At 70.5% G+C, this 17861-nt stretch carries 13 protein-coding genes, 2 tRNA genes and 3 pseudogenes; 13 read left to right on the top strand and 5 right to left on the bottom strand.

Translation table 11 applies throughout. The features are described 5' to 3' along the window. Positions 1-20 precede the first annotated feature (20 nt). The 6 genes from ACYQ8Q_RS16465 (at position 21) to ACYQ8Q_RS16440 (ending at position 8977) form a co-directional block, all read left to right on the top strand. On the top strand, positions 21-464 hold the full coding sequence (locus tag ACYQ8Q_RS16465; protein ID WP_460073346.1) for an HD domain-containing protein: 444 nt from the start codon (positions 21-23) through the stop codon (positions 462-464). A gap of 38 nt (positions 465-502) precedes the next feature. Beyond that, positions 503-805, top strand: coding sequence for a hypothetical protein (locus ACYQ8Q_RS16460; protein ID WP_460065658.1), 303 nt, complete (start codon positions 503-505; stop codon positions 803-805). 87 nt (positions 806-892) lie between these two features. Further along, complete coding sequence (gene eccD, locus ACYQ8Q_RS16455) at positions 893-2248, top strand: type VII secretion integral membrane protein EccD (RefSeq protein WP_460065656.1); 1356 nt, start codon at positions 893-895, stop codon at positions 2246-2248. A gap of 19 nt (positions 2249-2267) precedes the next feature. Beyond that, positions 2268-3476 carry a nucleotide-binding protein gene (locus ACYQ8Q_RS16450; protein WP_460065654.1) on the top strand — a complete coding sequence of 403 codons (1209 nt, stop codon included), beginning with the start codon at positions 2268-2270 and terminating at the stop codon, positions 3474-3476. A gap of 55 nt (positions 3477-3531) precedes the next feature. Then, positions 3532-7509, top strand: coding sequence for a type VII secretion protein EccCa (gene eccCa / locus ACYQ8Q_RS16445; RefSeq protein WP_460065653.1), 3978 nt, complete (start codon positions 3532-3534; stop codon positions 7507-7509). A gap of 43 nt (positions 7510-7552) precedes the next feature. Further along, positions 7553-8977, top strand: a complete 1425-nt coding sequence (locus ACYQ8Q_RS16440; RefSeq protein ID WP_460065652.1) for a DUF6177 family protein — start codon at positions 7553-7555, stop codon at positions 8975-8977. Between the two features lie 100 nt (positions 8978-9077). Here ACYQ8Q_RS16440 and ACYQ8Q_RS16435 read toward each other — a convergent pair whose 3' ends face one another. Further along, entirely contained in the window at positions 9078-10187 is a 1110-nt protein-coding gene (locus ACYQ8Q_RS16435) for an acyltransferase family protein (RefSeq protein ID WP_460065650.1), read from the bottom strand. Between the two features lie 377 nt (positions 10188-10564). Here ACYQ8Q_RS16435 and ACYQ8Q_RS16430 point away from each other — a divergent pair, with 377 nt between their 5' ends. Further along, positions 10565-10759 carry a hypothetical protein gene (locus ACYQ8Q_RS16430; RefSeq protein ID WP_055635087.1) on the top strand — a complete coding sequence of 65 codons (195 nt, stop codon included), beginning with the start codon at positions 10565-10567 and terminating at the stop codon, positions 10757-10759. A 12-nt stretch (positions 10760-10771) separates the two neighbouring features. Here ACYQ8Q_RS16430 and ACYQ8Q_RS16425 read toward each other — a convergent pair whose 3' ends face one another. Both ACYQ8Q_RS16425 and ACYQ8Q_RS16420 read right to left on the bottom strand, forming a co-directional pair. After that, entirely contained in the window at positions 10772-10993 is a 222-nt protein-coding gene (locus ACYQ8Q_RS16425) for a hypothetical protein (protein ID WP_460065648.1), read from the bottom strand. Positions 10994-11228: 235 nt separating this feature from the next. Then, positions 11229-11633, bottom strand: a complete 405-nt coding sequence (locus ACYQ8Q_RS16420; RefSeq protein ID WP_460065647.1) for a DUF6083 domain-containing protein — start codon at positions 11631-11633, stop codon at positions 11229-11231. Between the two features lie 838 nt (positions 11634-12471). Here ACYQ8Q_RS16420 and ACYQ8Q_RS16415 point away from each other — a divergent pair. The 3 pseudogenes from ACYQ8Q_RS16415 to ACYQ8Q_RS16405 all read left to right on the top strand — a co-directional run. Then, positions 12472-12897 (top strand): annotated as a pseudogene (locus tag ACYQ8Q_RS16415) (helix-turn-helix domain-containing protein); the annotation flags it as partial. 51 nt (positions 12898-12948) lie between these two features. Beyond that, positions 12949-13762: pseudogene (locus ACYQ8Q_RS16410) on the top strand (sigma-70 family RNA polymerase sigma factor). Then, positions 13759-14587: pseudogene (locus ACYQ8Q_RS16405) on the top strand (integrase). Before ACYQ8Q_RS16410 ends, ACYQ8Q_RS16405 begins: the two co-directional pseudogenes overlap by 4 nt. Positions 14588-14843: 256 nt before the next feature. On the opposite strand, the gene ACYQ8Q_RS16400 reads toward ACYQ8Q_RS16405, so the two are convergent. Continuing rightward, a complete protein-coding gene (locus ACYQ8Q_RS16400; RefSeq protein WP_460065645.1) occupies positions 14844-15302 on the bottom strand; it encodes a hypothetical protein in 459 nt (152 codons plus the stop codon). 366 nt (positions 15303-15668) lie between these two features. On the opposite strand from ACYQ8Q_RS16400, the gene ACYQ8Q_RS16395 reads away from it, so the two are divergent. After that, on the top strand, positions 15669-15845 hold the full coding sequence (locus ACYQ8Q_RS16395) for a hypothetical protein (RefSeq protein ID WP_460065643.1): 177 nt from the start codon (positions 15669-15671) through the stop codon (positions 15843-15845). Positions 15846-15914: 69 nt separating this feature from the next. On the opposite strand, the gene ACYQ8Q_RS16390 is transcribed toward ACYQ8Q_RS16395, so the two are convergent. Then, a tRNA-Gly gene (locus tag ACYQ8Q_RS16390) sits at positions 15915-15985 on the bottom strand. A 167-nt stretch (positions 15986-16152) separates the two neighbouring features. On the opposite strand from ACYQ8Q_RS16390, the gene ACYQ8Q_RS16385 reads away from it, so the two are divergent. Both ACYQ8Q_RS16385 and tig read left to right on the top strand, forming a co-directional pair. Next, positions 16153-16229, top strand: a tRNA-Pro gene (locus ACYQ8Q_RS16385). Between the two features lie 213 nt (positions 16230-16442). Further along, positions 16443-17846 carry a trigger factor gene (gene tig, locus ACYQ8Q_RS16380; RefSeq protein WP_460065641.1) on the top strand — a complete coding sequence of 468 codons (1404 nt, stop codon included), beginning with the start codon at positions 16443-16445 and terminating at the stop codon, positions 17844-17846. The last annotated feature ends 15 nt before the right edge of the window (positions 17847-17861 follow it).

The following is a 17861-nucleotide window of genomic DNA, read 5'->3' as shown; positions in this document are numbered from 1 at the left end:
CCGAGGTGCGCGCCGTGACGATGAGCCTCGCCGAGATCGAGGCCGTCGCGTGTGCCGCGCACGCCGGGCAGACGGACAAGGCCGGACGGCCGTACACCGAGCATCTGCGGGCCGTCGCCGAGGGCGTACGCACCCGGGGCGGCGGTGCGGAACTGATCGCCGCGGGCTGGCTGCACGACGCCGTCGAGGACCATGCGCTGAGCGAGGAGTGGCTGAGCGAGGCCGACCTCGATCCGCGGACCAAGGACGTCGTCCTCGCCATGACCAAGCGGGCGGGTGAACCGCCCGAGGCGTACGCGCGGCGGATCCTCGCCACCCCCGGCGCCCGGCTGGTCAAGGCGGCCGACCTCGCGCACAACGCCGACCCGGACCGGCTCGCCGTACTCGACGAGGCGACCCGCACCCGGCTGGAGCGGAAGTACAGCGCCATGAGGCAGTACCTCGGCCTCACCCCGCAGGACTGACGGCACACCACAAAAAGCTACGCACAGGACGACGACGAATGGCACGGGACTACGACAGCCAACTGCTCGAGTCGGTGGCGGTGCGGCGCCGCCGGATGCGTGACGCGCTGCTGTTCGGCGCCCAGCGCGGCCGGCGCACGCTGGACGAACGGCTCGGCAAGGTGTTCGCGGGCATAGCGATCGCGGCCGTACTCTGCGCCGGCTGCGTCGGCTGGTCCTTCCTGCAGGCCACGCTGGCCAAGCAGAAGGCCGAGCAGGAGAAGCAGCAACAGCAGCAGGAGCAGGTGTACGACCCCGCGAGCAACAGCCCCTCCGCAGGCGCGAGTGGGGAGAAGCGGTGAAGAGGACGAGCAGAGGACGAGCATGCGTGACCGGTGCACGGTAAATCGGCCCGTTGGCCGGAAAGACGCGATGATAGGTTCCGGTGAGTGGTGAGCACTGCGACGACGTCTCGGACCCAGCTCAGCCGTATCACCCTGATCGGTGAACGGCGGCGCGCCGACCTCGTACTTCCGTCGGACACGCCGATCGGCCAACTGCTCCCCGACATACTGCGGTTGCTCGACGACCGGGTCGCCTCCCGGCCGACCACCCGTCAACTGGTGACCTCCGACGGCTCGGTGCTGCCGAACGACGCCACGCTGTCCTCGGCCCAGGTCGCCGACGGCGCCGTGCTCCAGCTGGTGCGCGCCCACGCCGCGCCGCCCGCACCCGTCGTGCACGACGTGACCGACCTCGTCGCCGACGACCTCGATCTGCACGCCTGGCGCTGGCGCCCGGCCGCACGCCGGATCAGCGCCGGGGTCGCCACCGTCGTGTTCGCCGTGGCCGCCGCCGTCCTGGCCCGCGGGGAGTTCGCGCCCGAGTCCGTCGCCACCGCGCTCGCCGTCGCCACCGTGGCGTTCCTGCTGGCCGGCGCGGTCGTCGCGAAGATCGGCGGGGGCAACCTCGGACTCGCCACCGCGCTGCTGGCCGCCTCCGGCGGACTCGGTCTGCTCACCGCGTGGACCGCGGCCGACGCCTACGACTGGTCCGGTGAGGCCCGGCTCGCCGGTGTCGTCGCCGCGGCCGTGCTCAGCATGGTCCTCCTCGCCTACTTCTCGCCCCTCGGCCGGGGCGGGCTCATCGGGGCCGGGGCGGCCGTCGCCATGGCCGCCGTGTGGGAGGCCGTCGCCGCCGTACAGGACCGTCCGGACCGGCTCGGCGCCGTGATGACGGTGTTCTCGGTGGTGCTGCTCGGGCTGCTGCCGCGGCTCGCGCTGATGGCCTCCGGGCTCACCGGCCTGGACGACAAGCGGTCCACCGGGGTGTCGGTGAGCCGGCATCAGGTCTCCAACGCGCTCGCCGCCACGCACCGCGGGCTCGCGCTGGCCACCGTGGTCACCGCCGCCTCGGCGGCCGGCGGCGGCTGGCTGCTGACCACCGCCGACCGGCCGAGCGCCTGGACGGTGACCCTGGCCTCGCTCACCGCCGTGGTGCTGCTGTCCCGGGCCCGTGCCTTCCCGCTGGTCGTGGAGGTCGTGGCGCTGTTCGGGGCGGCCGCCGTCCTCGTCGTACGGCTCGCCGTGCTGTGGCTGGACCAGGCCGGCGGCGCCGGTGCGCTGGCCCTGCTGGGGGCCGCCGCGCTGCTGCCGCTGCTGGTCCTCGCGATCGAACCGCCCGAACACGTCCGGATCCGGCTGCGGCGGCTGGCCGATCTCGTCGAGTCCCTCGGGGTGATCGGACTCTTCCCGCTGGCCGTCGGCGTGTTCGGCATCTACGGGCAACTGCTCGACAAGTTCTGAGGTCTGGGAGAAGGGCGACATGCCGAGCGGTGAGAACTGGCAGAACGACGTGCTGCGCGACCTGAGGGGCGGCGGACCGCAGGGTCCGCGGCCCGGCGTACCCGCGCAGCAGCCTGCGGCGGAGAACCCCCAGGCGCCCGGCCCGCAGGCCGAGACCCCGGGCTACGGCTACCCGCAGCAGCAGCAACAACAGCATCAGCACCCGCCGCAGCCCGCCTACGGCTACCCTCCGCAGCAGCCCCAGCCCCAGCAGTCGTACGCCGAACAGCACCCGCAGACCGCCCCGCAGCAGAGCCCCCGCCGTGCCGCCCCCGACACCCGCCCCGTCGTCGACAAGCGGCTCGCCGCCACCGGGCTCAAGCCGCGGCACGGCGAGCCCTTCGCCACCCGCGCCCTGCGCGCCGTACGCCGGACCGTCTCGTCCTCCGCCGCGCGCGAGGTCGCCGAGACCACCGCGACCGCCGAGACGCTCCAGCGGACGGTCACCACCGGCCGGCAGATCGCCGTGACCTCCATCCGCGGCGGCTCCGGCAAGACCACCGTCGCCGCCCTCCTCGGGGCGACCTACGCCCACTACCGGCAGGACCCGGTCCTGCTGGTCGAGGCGGACCCGGCGCTCGGCTCGCTGCCGCTGCGGCTCGGCGCGGAGAGCCTGCGCTGGACCACCGGCGACCTCGCCGCCCTCGTCGAGCCGCAGATGTCACTGCTCGACATCACCGGCTACCTCGTCCAGCTCCCGGAGAACGCCTGGCTGCTGCCCGGCAGCCAGGGGCAGGTCGGCGCGATGCTCGACACCCGCGGCTACGAGCGGGTCATGGTCTCGCTGCGCCGCTACTTCGGCGTGACCGTCGTCGACTGCGAGACGCTGCCCGCCGAGGTGGCCCGTACCGCGCTGTCCGCCGCGCAGGCCCGGGTGCTCACCGCGCCCGCCACCCTGGAGGGCGTCGCCAGCACTCGCTCGGTGCTGGAGTGGATGCGCGCACTGCCCCGCGACATCACCACCACGACCGTCGTCGTCCTCACCGAGACGGCCCCGCACCCCGGCCTCGACCTGGACAGGGCGGCCGAGCAGCTCAAGGCGACCGGGGCGAGCGTCCGCGTCCTGCCGTACGACCGGCATCTCGCGGCCGGCGGCGCCATCCGCACCGATCTGCTCGCCCGCCCGACCCGGCTGGCCGCCACCCGGCTGGCCGCCGAGGTCTTCGAACTGTCCCAGAAGCGCCGTTGACCCTCGACAGGACCCCTCGAAAGGCCCCCTCGCAGGGAACCCCGAAGGACAGACGATGAGTACCCGACTGATCCACCGCCCGGCGCGCACCACCCGCCCGCCGGCCGCCTCCGAGCCGCGCACCATAGAGGCCCCGCCCAACCTGCCCGAGGGCAAGGCGGGTTCCGTCGCCACCTCGCTGCTGCCCGTCGCCGGCGTGATGTCCTCCGTCGTGATGATGACGGTCGTGCGCAACAGCCAGTTCGCCGGGCTCGGCGCGATCATCCTCGTCGTCACCCTCGTCGGCTCCCTCACCCTGGTCTTCTCCCAGCGCGGCAAGGCCCAGCGCACCCGCCGCACCCAGCGCGAGGCCTACCTCGCCTATCTGGAGGACCTGCGCGAGGAGTTGTCCAAGGAGGAGCGGGAGCGCGCCGAGACCGCCCAGGTGCTCAACCCGCCGCCGGACGCGCTCTACGACATCGTCCGCGACCCGGCCCGGCTGTGGGAACGCCGCCGGGTCGACGGCGACTTCCTGCGGGTGCGGGTCGGCACCGGCGAGATGCCGGTCCGGGACCTGAAGGTCGGTCAGCAGGGCTCGTCCGTGCTGACCCCGCCGGACCAGTTCATGCTGAACGAGGCGTCCGCGCTGATGACCCGCTTCCGCACCGGCACCGACCTGCCGCTCACCGTGCCGCTGGACCGCGTCGGCAACATCAGCGTGATCGGCGACCGCGAGGACACCCTCCGCGTCGCCCGCGCGCTGCTCGTCCAGGCCGCCGCCACCCACGCCCCCGACGACGTGGCGTTCGCGCTCGCCGCGCCCGGCGACCGGATCGCCGACTGGGAATGGGCGAAGTGGCTGCCCCACCTCCTCGACTCCGAGCAGTACGACGGCCCCGTCGCCGCCCGCCGGATCGCGCCCTCCGTGCCGCAACTGGCCCGGCAGATCGGCCCCGAGCTGCGCCGCCGCGCCTCCTTCGCGGCCGAGGTGCGCCGCGGTCTTTCCGGCAAGGACGCCCTCGGCATGACCTCCCGGCTGCTCGTCGTCGCCGACGCGCACGGCGACGACGCCGTCGACCTGCCCCGCCCCGACGACGCCGTCGGTCTGCGGGAGATGGGCATCACCATCCTGCACCTGCTCGACGAACGGGTGCAGGAACCGGGCAGCGTCGGGGTGCGGATCACCGTCGACGGCGAGCGGATCGCCATCGAGGACCTCCGCGAGGAGGAGCCGATCGGCGCCCACGGCACGGTCGACGAGATCGGCGTGCCCTTCGCCGAGGGCTTCGCCCGCATGCTCGCCCCGCTCAGGCTGTCCGCCGACTCGATGGCCGCCGACGCCCCGCTCTCCGGGCCGGTCGACTTCGCCGAACTCCTCGGCATCGAGGACGTGGCCGACCTCGACCTGACCCGGCTGTGGGCGCCGCGCGGCGAACGCGCCTTCCTGCGCGTCCCCATCGGCGTCAGCGACTCCCACGAACCCGTCCTGCTCGACCTGAAGGAGTCCTCCGAGCTGGGCATGGGCCCGCACGGGCTGTGCGTCGGCGCCACCGGCTCCGGCAAGTCCGAACTGCTGCGCACCCTCGTCCTCGCCCTGGTCGCGACCCACCCGCCGGAGGACCTCGCCATGGTCCTCGTCGACTACAAGGGCGGCGCCACCTTCGCCCCCTTCGCCGACCTCCCGCACGTGGCCGGCGTCATCACCAACCTGGAGAACCAGGCGGGCCTGGTCGAACGCGTCCACGCCTCCCTGGCCGGCGAGGTCAAGCGCCGCCAGCAGGTCCTCAAGGACGCCGGGAACGTCGCCGACATCGGCCACTACGCCGCCCTGCGCGCCGAGAAGCGCCCCGACCTCGACCCGCTGCCGCACCTCTTCGTGGTCATCGACGAGTTCGGCGAACTCCTCACCGCCAAGCCCGACTTCATCGACCTGTTCCTGTCCATCGGCCGTATCGGCCGCTCCATCGGCGTCCACCTGCTGCTGTCCAGCCAGCGCATCGAGGGCGGCAAGCTCAAGGGCCTCGACACCTATCTGTCGTACCGGCTCGGTCTGCGCACCTTCTCCGCCGACGAGTCCCGCACGGTCCTCGACACCACCGACGCCTTCCACCTGCCGCCGCTGCCCGGCTTCGGCTACCTCAAGGTCGACACCAGCCACTACGAGCGCTTCAAGGCCGGTTACGTCTCCGGCGCCTACAGCGGCCCGGTGCGCCGCGAGCAGGAGGACACCGGCCCGCTCGCCCTGGAGTACGAGGCGTACAACACCCTCGGCCAGGAGGAGGGCGCCGCCCCGCAGGAGCCGCAGATGCGGCGCCGGGAGACCGGGCCGACCGAGATGGGGGTCATGGTCGGGCAGATCGAGGGCGCCGGGGCCCGCCCGGTACGCCAGATCTGGCTGCCCCCGCTGCCCGACGCGGTCGCCCTCGACAAGGTGGCGGGCCCCCTCGAGGTCGGCCCGCGCGGCACCCAGCTCGCCAAGCGGCGCGGACCGCTCCAGGTCCCGCTGGGCGTCCTCGACGACCCCACCAGGCAGTGGCAGGGCCAGTGGTACCTGGACCTCACCATGGCCGGCGGCCACGCGGCGGTCATCGGCGGCCCGCAGTCCGGCAAGACCACCCTGCTGCGCACCCTCGCCCTCTCCCTGGCGCTCACCCACACCCCGCGGGAAGTCGGGATCTACGGCCTCGACCTGGTCGGCGGCGGCCTCCAGGCGCTCGCCGGACTCCCGCACGTCGGCGGGGTCGCGGGCCGCGCCGACCGCGAGCGCGCCGCCCGCACCATCGACTCCGTGCGCGGCATGCTCGACCAGCGCGAGGAACTCTTCCGGATCCACACCATCGACTCGCTGGAACAGCTGCGCACCCTGCGCGCGGCGGGCCGCCTCCCCGAGCTGGCCTCCACCGAGATCGTGCTGCTGATCGACGGCTTCGGCGCGCTGCGCGACGACTTCGAGGACCTGGACGACGCCGTCGTCGACATCCTCAAGCGCGGCGGCGGCTACGGCATCCACGTCGTCGCGGGCATGCTCCGCTGGAACGACGTGCGGATCGCGACCCAGTCCCAGTTCGGCACCCGGGTCGAGCTGCGGCTGAACGACCCGAGCGAGTCCAGCATCGAGCGCAAGCTCGCCCAGACCCTCTCGCCCGAGGAGAAGGGCCGGGTCCTCACCGACGGCAAGCTGTTCGCCCAGGTCGCGCTGCCCCGCACGGACGGTCTGGCCGACACCGCCGACCTCGGCGCGGTCCTGGAGCGCGCCGCCCGGACCGTCCGGGCGACCTGGACCGGCGAGGTCGCCCAGCCCGTCCGGGTCCTGCCGCACCTCCTCGAACCGCACCTGCTGCCCGGCCCGTCCGCCGAACCCCGCCGGGTGGCCGTCGGCCTGGACCAGACCCACCTGGCGCCGGTCCTGCTCGACCTGTTCCACCACGACCAGCACCTGCTGATCATGGGCGACAGCGAGTGCGGCAAGACCAACCTGCTCAAGGTGATCGCCCGGGGCCTGATCGAGCGCTACGGAGACGACGAGCTGGTCTTCGGCATCATGGACCCGCGGCGCGGTCTGCGCGGGGCGATCCCGGAGGAGTACCGGGGCGGCTACGCCTACAACGCCAAGCTCGCCGCCGGCCTGGCCGCGGGCATCGCCACCGAACTCGACAAGCGGTTGCCCGACGAGAGCACGGACGCCTCCGACCTGGAGCCCGGCAGCTTCTCCGGCCCGCGGATCGTGATCCTGGTCGACGACTACGACGTCCTCACCACCGCGGGCCAGCAGCCCCTCGCCCCCTTCCTCCCGTACATCCCCTCGGCCCAGGACATCGGCCTGCACTTCGTCCTGACCCGACGGGTCGCGGGCGCCTCCCGGGGCCTGTACGAGCCGCTGCTGATGGGGCTGCGCGAGTCCGGCGCGGCGGCGCTGGTGATGTCCGGCGACCGCAGCGAGGGCCAGCTCTTCACCGGTGTCTACGCCTCCCAGCAGCCGCCCGGCCGCGGTGTGCTGGTCCGCAGGGGCGAGCCGAACCGACTGATCCAGACCGTCCACGCGGGGACGAGGTAGACAGACCCATGACGAACGACCGCGGCGCCGAGGGGGAGAACCGATGACGAAGGACGTCGTCGTGCTGACGAAGAGGATGCCCGATCCGCTCAGCGTGATCGCGGGACTGCTCTCCGGCGGCCCCGACACCCTGGTCGGCGCGGAGGAGGACGGCGCGCTGGTCCGGCTGCACGACGAGCAGGGCCGCCCCCTGCTCTCGGTGGAGGCCCCGCTGCTGGTCCAGGTCAGGGGAGAGGCCCACCGGCTCCTCGGCGCCGACGAACCGGAGGTCCCGTACTGGTGGACCGAGGCCCGCGCCACCACCGGGGTGCGCGAGGCGGAGGCCCTGGCCGGCACCTTCGCGGCCCGCGTGGCCACTCTGGTCGGCGGCACGGCCTGGCCCCGCGAGGCCGCTTCCTCCCTCGCCGTGGTGAACACCGAGGGCATGACCGCCGTCCCCGTGCCCGCCGCCGCGCAGCCCGCCGTCGACGTGCTCACCGACAAGGTCGCCGTGGTCATCCAGGACCGCCCGGTGGTGGCGATGACGGCCTGGCTGGCCGACACCTTCCGGGCCGCCGCCGACGCCGGACTGGGCCTCCAGATCGTCACCCCGGCGGGCACCCGCCTCTCCCCGACGGTCCGTAACGCGCTGCCCGGCTGGCCCTCGCGCTGGGTGGTGCAGGACGAGCAGTGCGGCTACTACGACGGCCTGTCCGGCGCGGTCCTGCGGTGGGCGAACGGCCTGTTCGTGACCGTCGAGTCCGCCGAGGCCACCCCCGAGGACCCCCGCACCCCGGTCGCCGAGTCCTTCACCCGGGAGATCGCCGACTCCGGCGAACGCCAGCTCGCGATCTCCTTCCGCTGCGTCCACCCGGCCGACGACCGGCTGGTCCTCGGCGGCGCCCTGGAGGCGGTCTGGCGCGAGATCACCGGCGAGCCGCCGGCCGGCTGGGGCACCGAGGAACCCGCCAATCTGCCCTGGTCGCTGCGCCAGGTGACGGACGTGGCGTTCGAGCGCGCACCGGCGCCGACCTGGCTGGTGGTCGTCGGCACCCCGGAGCGCCCGGCCCTGGCGACGGTCCGTGTCTCCCGCACGAAGGGAGGCGTCGAGGAGGACGTCACCCTCGCCTTCGGCTACGGCCCGGGCGAGACCGTCCCCATGGACGCCTCGATCATGAAGGCGGCGGAGACCCTGGCCACCCGCCACGACCTCCAGTCGATGCTCGTCCAGGTCCGCAGGGCCCGCCGCGACCTCGCGGTCCCGCCCCGCTTCGAGGGCCCGGGAGTCCCGTACGCCTTCGTCCTCGGCGCCGAGGAGGTCCGCACGATGCCGGGCGACCGGGCGAGGCGCACGCCCTCGCGCGAGAAGCCCCGCGAGCTGGGCCCCAAGACCCGCCCGGCCCTGTACTACCCCTTCCCGGGCAACCCGTCGGACCTGTCGGGCTGGAAGGACTTCGAGCAACTGATGAGACACCTCAAGGGCAACTGACGTAAGGGGCGCGGGGCTGTATCGATATGCGGCTCCGCCGCGTGGGCGCGAGAAGCGAGGCACCACCCGCACCCGCCGATGCACAGCCCCCACCCCTACCTCAGGCGGACGTCTTTTCCCGCTCGCGCGCCCGCGCACCCCGTACGGGATCCCCCCTGAACGCAAACTCCATCCTCGGCTCGATCACGAACCGGAACACCCGCCGCACGGGCGAGGTGCACAACAGCGTGACGGCCACGGCGATCAGGACACTCACGGCGACCTCACCGGCATGCCGATGCAACCAGGGCTGGTCGAACCACCCGCGGTACTCCGCCCCCTTGATGAGGAACCCGTGCAGCAGATACCCGTACAGCGTCCCCGCCCCGAGCGAGGTGAACCACAGCGTCCGCCCCGGCACCCAGGAGAAGAAACAGGCGGTCAGCACCAACGAGCACCCGAACAGCGCGAGCTGCATCACGGGCCCGACCCACCACGGGGCGCCCAGCTCCTGCGCGGAGTCCCGGTGGTAGAACCATGCCGGGTTCATCCGCGGCACCGCCCACCAGGAGAAGGCCAGCGCGAGGGCGAACAGCGGCACGGCCGCGACGCGTACCGCACGCCGCCGCACCAGCCGGAAGTGCTCGGCCCGCAGACACAGCCCCAGCACGAAGAGCGGCAGGAACTGCAGCACCCGCTGGAGATCGAGGTCGTCCCCGATGTCCGGGCTCGCGGACGCCAGCACGGCGATGCCGAGCGCGACCGGCAGCGGATGGCGCAGGGTCTTCCACAGCGGAGTGGTCAGCCGCCAGATGAACAGCGCGATCAGGAACCAGGTCAGGTAGTAGGGGTCGAGGAGGCTGATCTCCTGACCCGGGCTGTGGTCGCCGTAGCGCTTGAAGAGCGAGTAGCCGGTCTCGAAGACGACGTACGGCACGACGACCCCGGTGACCAGCCGCTTCACCCGGCTCGGGCTCGCGTCGAAGCTCCGGGAGAAGTACCCGGAGACGACGATGAACGCCGGCATGTGGAAGGTGTACACGACCAGGTACGCCGCCTGGAGCAGCCGGCTGTCGCCCTTGAGCGGCTCCCAGGCGTGGGCCACGGCCACCAGCACGATCGCCAGGTACTTGGCGTTGTCGAAGAACGCGTCGCGTGACGGGTGGTGCTGGTCGTTCAGGTTCTTCGGCGGGCGCGGGCTTGGAACAAGAGACGAGACGGCGTGGAACATTTGAGGCACCCTAGCGTTGCTTGTGCGTATTCGTAAAACGCCCCAGGTCATTCTCGATAATGGCGCGCGCTTGGCTGCGTCCGTACCCGGCATCTGTCCTAGATGTCAGGATTAATCCGTACTAAAAGGTGCATAACACCCGTTGTGTGGCCGTTGTTGACGTGCCGTCGGCCTCAATTCGAATTAGTCGCGCACATGGTGTGTGGAGACGGAAACGATCTCCCTCAATTCCCGAGCCGGGCACGCCGCGAATTACTGTGCGACACGGCCGTCCCCGAACGGTCACCGCGATGATGCGTCACGGGCCGCATGGGAAGGCCGTGTTGGTGGCACGATGGTCTCGGGAGTGCGGACCAATCGAGGGTGTGTGATCAGTCGTGGCGATTTCACTGTCAGTGGTGCTGCTGTTGGCGATCATCCTGGTGGTGCTGATCAGAGGAGGCAGCATCAAGGCGGGCCCCGCCATAGTCGCCATCCTCTTCGGCTTCTTCCTCGCCTCCAGCGGTATGGCGCCGTCGATCAACCGTTTCCTCAACTCGCTGGCCGACACCATCAACTCGATCAGTTTCTGAGGCCGGGGGCACCTAGAGGTGGCGGTAACTGTCGCTCTGGGTCGGCGAGGTGCCGCCCATCGACATCGCGTTGTAGGAGACGCGGTCGTGGTGTGCCCGCAGCCGGCGGTCCTGCTCGATGAGGAGCCCGTCGGCGTTCTCGGTGGCACGGTTCCCCCGGCGCAGCAGCTTGACGATCAGGAAGACCGCCGACGCGATCATGACCCCGAACAGAACCCCCAGCTCGACCACCACAGCCCCCGTCCGTGTGCGACCCACCCGTACCCCCCACGGTAGCGGCGGCCCCGGGACACACTGAAGGCCCGGGGGAGGAATCAAGCCTCCCGGCCGGGCCTTCGGTTTCAGAGCGGGCGACGGGAATCGAACCCGCGTAGCTAGTTTGGAAGATCGCGTACGTGGACCGGTCCTGAGCTGGCGACTCGCTGACCTGCGCTCCCTCGGGCCGTGCTCCCGCTCGGTGTGGCGTGATCTACGGCTCGCCCCACTCGGGGACGCACATCATGCTGTGGGCCGGCACCACGGGTTCGCTCGGCAACGGATCGATTCCACGGACCCGTACGGCGACGATATCGGCCGGGATGGGGGATCGGGTCGGAAGCCTTGTCAAACGCCATCTGAAGGCCTCTGGGACGTCTTTGGCGGGCAGTTCCCCCATGGCCAGGCTGACCCATCGGTCGTAGTTGGTGGGGTATACGCGGACGGAAGCGCCGCATTCGGGGCAAACCGGTGGCTCGATCCAAGTCGTGTCGTCGGGGTCGGGATCGGGCCTGGGGGCGGCTGTGGCACCGTCGGCCTCGGCCATCTCGTTGGCGAGGACGTTCCAGCACTTCTCGCAGTAGCTCGCCATGAGGTTGATCCGCCCGCGCTCGTGCACGGAGCCGCCGGCCTCCCCGCAGCGAAGACATACGGACTGGTCACCATCCCTCGTCGCCCCCATGTGTTCGAGTGTGAGCGGATCTGACCGGGTCCTAGTAGGTCGCGATTTAGCCTCATTTGGCGATCACGAACCCGTGAGCCGATGGAACCTCGGCAACCGAGTCGAACCGCTGGCGTCAGTGACCTGCATCCGGCGGTGTCGGCAGAGGGCGAGGCATCGGTGTCGTTGCTTCACTCCATACCCGTGTGCAAGATGGCATCTCGGCGAGAGCCCCCACGGTGGCCCCAAACTTCCTGCCGTCTTCGTGGACGAACGCCAACTCGTATCGCTGGCTCTCTGTATCGACGCTCGATTGCACGACTGTGAGCTTCTCGATGGCAACGTCGTAATGCTGACTCAGGCGGGACATGGCCAACCTGGTTGCCTCGTCGGCGGAAGGTACGGAGCTCCAGGCGTCCCCCCTTGACCTGCCCTTCAGCTTCTCGTACGCCGCTCTCACGGCCGCTGTGATCACCGTAGCTCCAGCGCCTCCAGCTCGGCCGCGGCTATGCCCGGCAGGTCGTCACCGCCCACCTGGCGGAGGACTCCATCCGGGTCTTCCTCGGAACCGAGCTGATCACCACCGTTCCTCGCGTGACCAGGAAGGAGGTGGTCGTCCGCAAGTCCGGCGAACACAACCGCCGGAAGACCGTCTAGGGCAGACGTCAAGCATCACCCGACGCCAACCCGTAAAGCATCACCTGGGACTGGACAACCTTCGTCGGGCGTCTGAAACTGGCGATCATCACTGCTCATGCATCCGGCGTCCGCTGCCCCGTGGTGTAGAACCCTGGGTATGGGGAGTGAGCGGCGGGAGCGCATGCAGGCGCTTGGGGTGCGTCTTCGAGGACTTCGTGTGGGAGCCGGTCTGACTGGCGCCGTGCTGGCGCAACGGGCCGGTGTGGGGCAACCGACCGTCTCCAAGGTGGAGAACGGCCGTATGGTCCCCAGCAACGACGTCTTGGGCCGCCTGTCGCGTGCCCTCGACCTCGGCGACTCGACCGCTCGCGAGGTGCGCGACATCCTGGCCGCGGCGGAAGCTGCGCCGGACACCGCCGAGGTAACCGCGGACGAGGCTCAGGCCGGGGCCGTCCTCGATGGAGCGGTCCGGTCCGCTCGGCTGATCCGCTCGTTCCCATGCGTCGTCCTGCCGGCCATGCTCCAAAGTGCGGAGTACGCCCGGCACGTGTTCGAGAGCGTGCCCCAGATGAGCCCCAGGTCCGCAGCGTGAGAAGCCCGGTGGAGGAGGGCGGCCCTTCTTGGAGGTGTGGTCATGCCGGACGAGTTGCAGAGGATCATGGCGATCGATGATCCGTACCTGCTCTTGCGTGAGGTCACGACCCGGTTGGCCGACGCACAGCAGGAGGTGACCGAACTCGCCCGCCTCCGTCGGCGCGTGGTTCAGGACCTCCATGCGCAGGGGCTGTCGTACGCGCAGATCGCGGTGAAGGCCGGTCTGAGCCGTGGGCGAATCCACCAGATCCGCCACACCGGACCGGCGCCGGAAGGTGCCTTCCTCGGTCGGGGCGCGGTCACGGTCGCGACTCCGCTGCGGCGCGACGACGAACGCGGGCGCACGGTTGTCGCCGTGGACGACGTCAGCTCGGGCAAGAGCCTGGAAGACCTCGCACGGTCGTACGGCCTCGACGTCATCTCGGAGCACGTGCCGGTGAGCGGGGAGATTGACCTCAACCGTGATGGCCTGGTCGTCGTCTGCGATCCGCGGATGTCTCAGCAGATGTGGGATACGTACGCCCAGGACCCCCGTCTCCGACCGGCGGACCGGCACCGTGTACCGATCAGGGCAGGACAGCGACCCGGCCCGCTCATGCGACGTCGGGTACCTCGGCAGGCTGCCCCGCTCCGACGGCAAGGGCTCGTTGCTCGCGATCGCCGGTATCCATACGCAAGGATCACTCGGTGTGGTCCAGCTCCTCGCGTCCGACCTGAACGCCCTGTGGGGCCAGGTGGGCGACCACCGGTTCTCCACTCTGGTGGGTGTCGAGTACGACCCGCAGAGCAGCGAACCGCAATCCGTCGAACTCCTCACCCCCCTCTACCGGCACGACGAGGAGACCTCGGCGTGAGGGTCACCCTCGCCTCACAGCCCGCCGAGCCGGGCCGGGAGAACGAGGACTTCGCCGCTGCCGCTCCCGGTGCGGCTGTCCTGCTCGACGGTGCCGGCGTGGCTGGGGCGGAGACCGGGTGCACACATGGCGTCGCCTGGTTCTCCGCGACGCTGGGCGGGTTGCTGCTGAGCACCATCACGGCGCATCCCGCCCGGCCCTCTGGCTCAGTGCCTGGCCGACTCGATCCGCACCGTCCGGTCCCTGCACGAGGACGGCTGCGACCTCGCCTATAGGGCCAGTCCGACGAGTACGGTCGTCGCCGTCCGTGCCGACGCGGGAGCTCTGCAGTACCTCGTGCTCGGTGACTCGTCCCTCCTCCTGGCGGACAGGGGCGCAGGGACGACCGTCGTCACAGACCGGCGTCTGGACGACGTCGGCAAGCGGCTGCGCAGACCGGTCGACGCGCCGCCTACCGGCTCACCCGAGCATGCCGCCGCCCTGGCCGACTACCGGGACGCCCTTACGGGGCTCCGCAACCGGCCGGGTGGCTTGTGGATCGCTGGCCCTGATCCGCAAGCGGCCGAACGTGCTCTCACCGGGGGGGTGCCGCTGGAATCGCTGGCGTCCGTCACGTTGCTGAGCGACGGCGCGACCCGGCTCGTCGACCGATTCGAACTCGTCACCTGGCAAGAGACGCTGGCCGTTCTCGGCTCGTCTGGGCCTGATGAGTTGATCTGCCGCGTGCGGGAAGCTGAGGTCGCCGATCCTTGGGGGCGGCGCTGGCCACGGGGCAAGACGCAGGATGACGCCACAGTCCTTCATTGGACACTGACGTGGTTGTGACCGTCTCATCCGACGTTGCGTCGGCCATGCCGGAGACGGACGGTTTTCGGAGCTGGGCTCGGACCGGCCATCTGGCATGCGTGCCGTTTCAGCGCCACCCCGGTGATTGCGCATCCACGGGCGCCTGCACAGGGTCGCGGTGTGCGTCACTCGAAGAGCTGGGCCCGGTGCGAGACCGCAGGATTGCCGGGTTTTGGGACAAAACGCAAAATGGGGTGGCTGACGGTGCGACAGTCGGCCACCCCGTGGTCCGGTGTTACTCCACCGGGATCGGGCCCGCGTACTCCAGGGTCCAGGTCTCCTGAAATTCGGGCTTGGGCGCGACGAGTTCGATCTGGGCGCCGCGGTGTCCGGCGCGCATGCTGAGGCCCTTGTCCGAAAGGATCTTGACTCCGCCGACGACCGAATCGAAGGTGAACTTGGTCCATTCAGTGCGCGGCACGCTGTTGACGAAGAGCTTCTCCTCCGTGACGGCGAGGCCTGCGGCGGGGTGGTAGGCGAGGTGGATCACGTACGGTGACCCGGGCTCGATCTCTTGCCCGGCCTCGGGGTGGTCGATGACCCACTCCTGCTCGATCGGGAGCGGGTTGAAGCGGTCGGTGATGACGGGGGCGCCGTACTTGACGGCGTACTCGGTGGCGGTCAACAGGCTGGTGGGGCCGATGATGTGGGCGTGGATCTTGTACCTGCCGGGCTTTACAGGGATCGAAGCCATGGGCGGGACTTCCTCTCTCAGGAGGGCGTCGAGGGATGGTTGGGCGCTACAAGACAGATCTCCCACCTCAAGGCACGGTCGGCTACCCCAAGAGGGGCAAATGCGGCTATACGGATTACGGCGTCGACTGTTCGGGGCGCGGTTGCGGACGTGGCGGCCTGGAGTCAGACCTTGTGGGCCTTGAGCATCAACGCCGTGGAGGGCCGAACACCGTACATGTGCTGGTCGCGGCGCACTGGCCGAAGGTGTGAACAGGGCGGAGTGCCTTTGTCGAGCTGACCTGTCGGCGCGGGTCGGCCTCCGTGCCGGTGAGCATCTCGGATGTCATGGGGGTGATTGCCCCTGGCGCCGCAGTTGATGGCGCGCATGCGTCACAGCAGCGCCCGTGCCGCGTTGACCTATCAGCACACCAGTGCCGAGCGCGATCGCCTGGACGCTGATGCGGTGAGCGGCCTCGTCGACAAGGGCCGGAAGAAGAAGCGGAAAGCCAAGAAAGAGCAGGATCGAAAGCGCAAGAGGCACGCAGGGGGCGCGACGGACTGAACGCCGCCCCGGAAAGCGATCAGGGCCAGGCGGAGGAGTGATCCTCTGACCTGGCCCTGAGCCGTAGAGAGCGGGCGACGGGAATCGAACCCGCGTAGCTAGTTTGGAAGACTAGGGCTCTACCATTGAGCTACGCCCGCACAGCGCGCGCCGCAGGTCAGCAGACCGCGGCACTGCACGCATCGTAGCGGGTCGACGCCGCCGCCCGCACATCCCTTCCCGGCGCGCGCCCCCGCCCGCTCCCCCGTGCTCGGCAAATGCGGCGGTCAGACGGCCTGCGGGCATGTACCCTACGTGTCGCACCAGACGGGGTGTGGCGCAGCTTGGTAGCGCGTCCGCTTTGGGAGCGGAAGGCCGTGGGTTCAAATCCCGCCACCCCGACCACCTGCGCGATCACCCGCGTCGTCCACCTGCGTGATCGCCCCCCGCACCTGGCCGGTGATCGACTTTTGGGTGGCTCACCCGCTGCGGTTACTATGCAAGCTGCGCGCTCGTGTGTCCCGGCCCACCCGGCCGGTGAACTCTCCCGGGCGGCGAATCGCCGGGCCTGTCGGGCTCCGGCGAACCCCAAGAAGTCAGCCACAAGGAGACCGAACCGTGAAGAGCGCCGTGGAGACCCTGAACCCGACCCGGGTTCGGCTCACTGTCGAGGTGCCCTTCGAGGAGCTCAAGGACAGCCTCGACGCGGCGTACAAGAAGATCAACCAGCAGGTCACGGTGAAGGGCTTCCGCAAGGGCAAGATCCCTGCCCGCGTCATCGACCAGCGGTTCGGCCGCGGTGCGGTCCTGGAGGAGGCGGTCAACGACGCGCTTCCGAAGTTCTACACCGAGGCGGTCAACGAGGCGGAGATCGACGTCCTCGGCCAGCCCGAGGTCGACATCACGGAGCTGAAGGACGGCGAGACGCTGAACTTCACCGCCGAGGTCGACGTCCGCCCCGCCCTGGAGCTCCCCGAGGACTTCTCCTCCATCGAGGTCGAGGTCGACGCCGTCGAGGTCACCGACGAGGACATCGACAAGTCGGTCGAGCAGCTCCGTGAGCGCTTCGCCTCCACCTCCCCGGTCGAGCGCGCCGCCGAGGACGGCGACGTCGTGACCGTGGACCTCGAGGCCAAGGTCGACGGAGAGGTCCTGGAGGACGGCGTCGCCGAGGGCGTCTCCTACACGATCGGCTCCGGCGAGCTCCTCGAGGGCATCGACGACGCCGTGAAGGGCCTGGAGGCCGGTGGCGAGGCCACCTTCACCTCCGAGCTCAAGGGCGGCTCGGCGGCCGGCAAGGAGGCCGAGGTCACCGTCAAGGTCACCCAGGTCGCCGCTCGCGAACTGCCCGAGCTGGACGACGAGTTCGCGCAGCTCGCCTCCGAGTTCGACACCCTGGAGGAGCTGAAGGCGGACAGCCGCAAGCGCCTCGAGAACATGAAGCAGTACGACCAGGCCACGCAGGCCCAGGAGCGCGTCCTGGAGAAGCTGCTGGAGCTCGTCGAGGTGCCCGTCCCCGAGAAGCTGCTCGAGGACGAGATCAACACCCGCAAGCACAACCTGGAGCACCACCAGCTCGGCCAGATGGGCCTCGACCTCGCGAAGTACCTGGAGATCCAGGGCAAGACCGCCGAGGAGTTCGACGCCGAGACCCGTGAGGCCGCGGTCAAGGGCATCAAGACCCAGTTCGTCCTGGACGAGCTCGTCAAGCGCGAGAAGCTGAACGTGAACCAGGAGGAGCTCACCGAGCACCTCATGCGCCGCGCCGCCTCCTCCGGCATGTCCCCCGACCAGTTCGCCCAGGCGGTCGTCGAGGGCGGCCAGGTTCCGCTGCTCGTCGGCGAGGTCGCCCGCGGCAAGGCCCTGGCCACGGTCGTCGAGTCCGCCACGGTCAAGGACACCAACGGCGAGATCGTCGACCTGGACGACGAGGACGAGGTCGAGGCCGCCACCGAGACGGTCGAGGCCGTCGAGGGTGCCGCCGAGACCGACGCCGAGGGCGACGAGAAGGCCGACGCCTGATCCGCACCACCGCCT

The sequence above is a fragment of the Streptomyces sp. YKOK-I1 genome, from assembly GCF_054660435.1.
The sequence above is the reverse complement of the archived record's forward strand: the minus strand, read 5'-3'. Positions and strand labels throughout refer to the sequence as shown.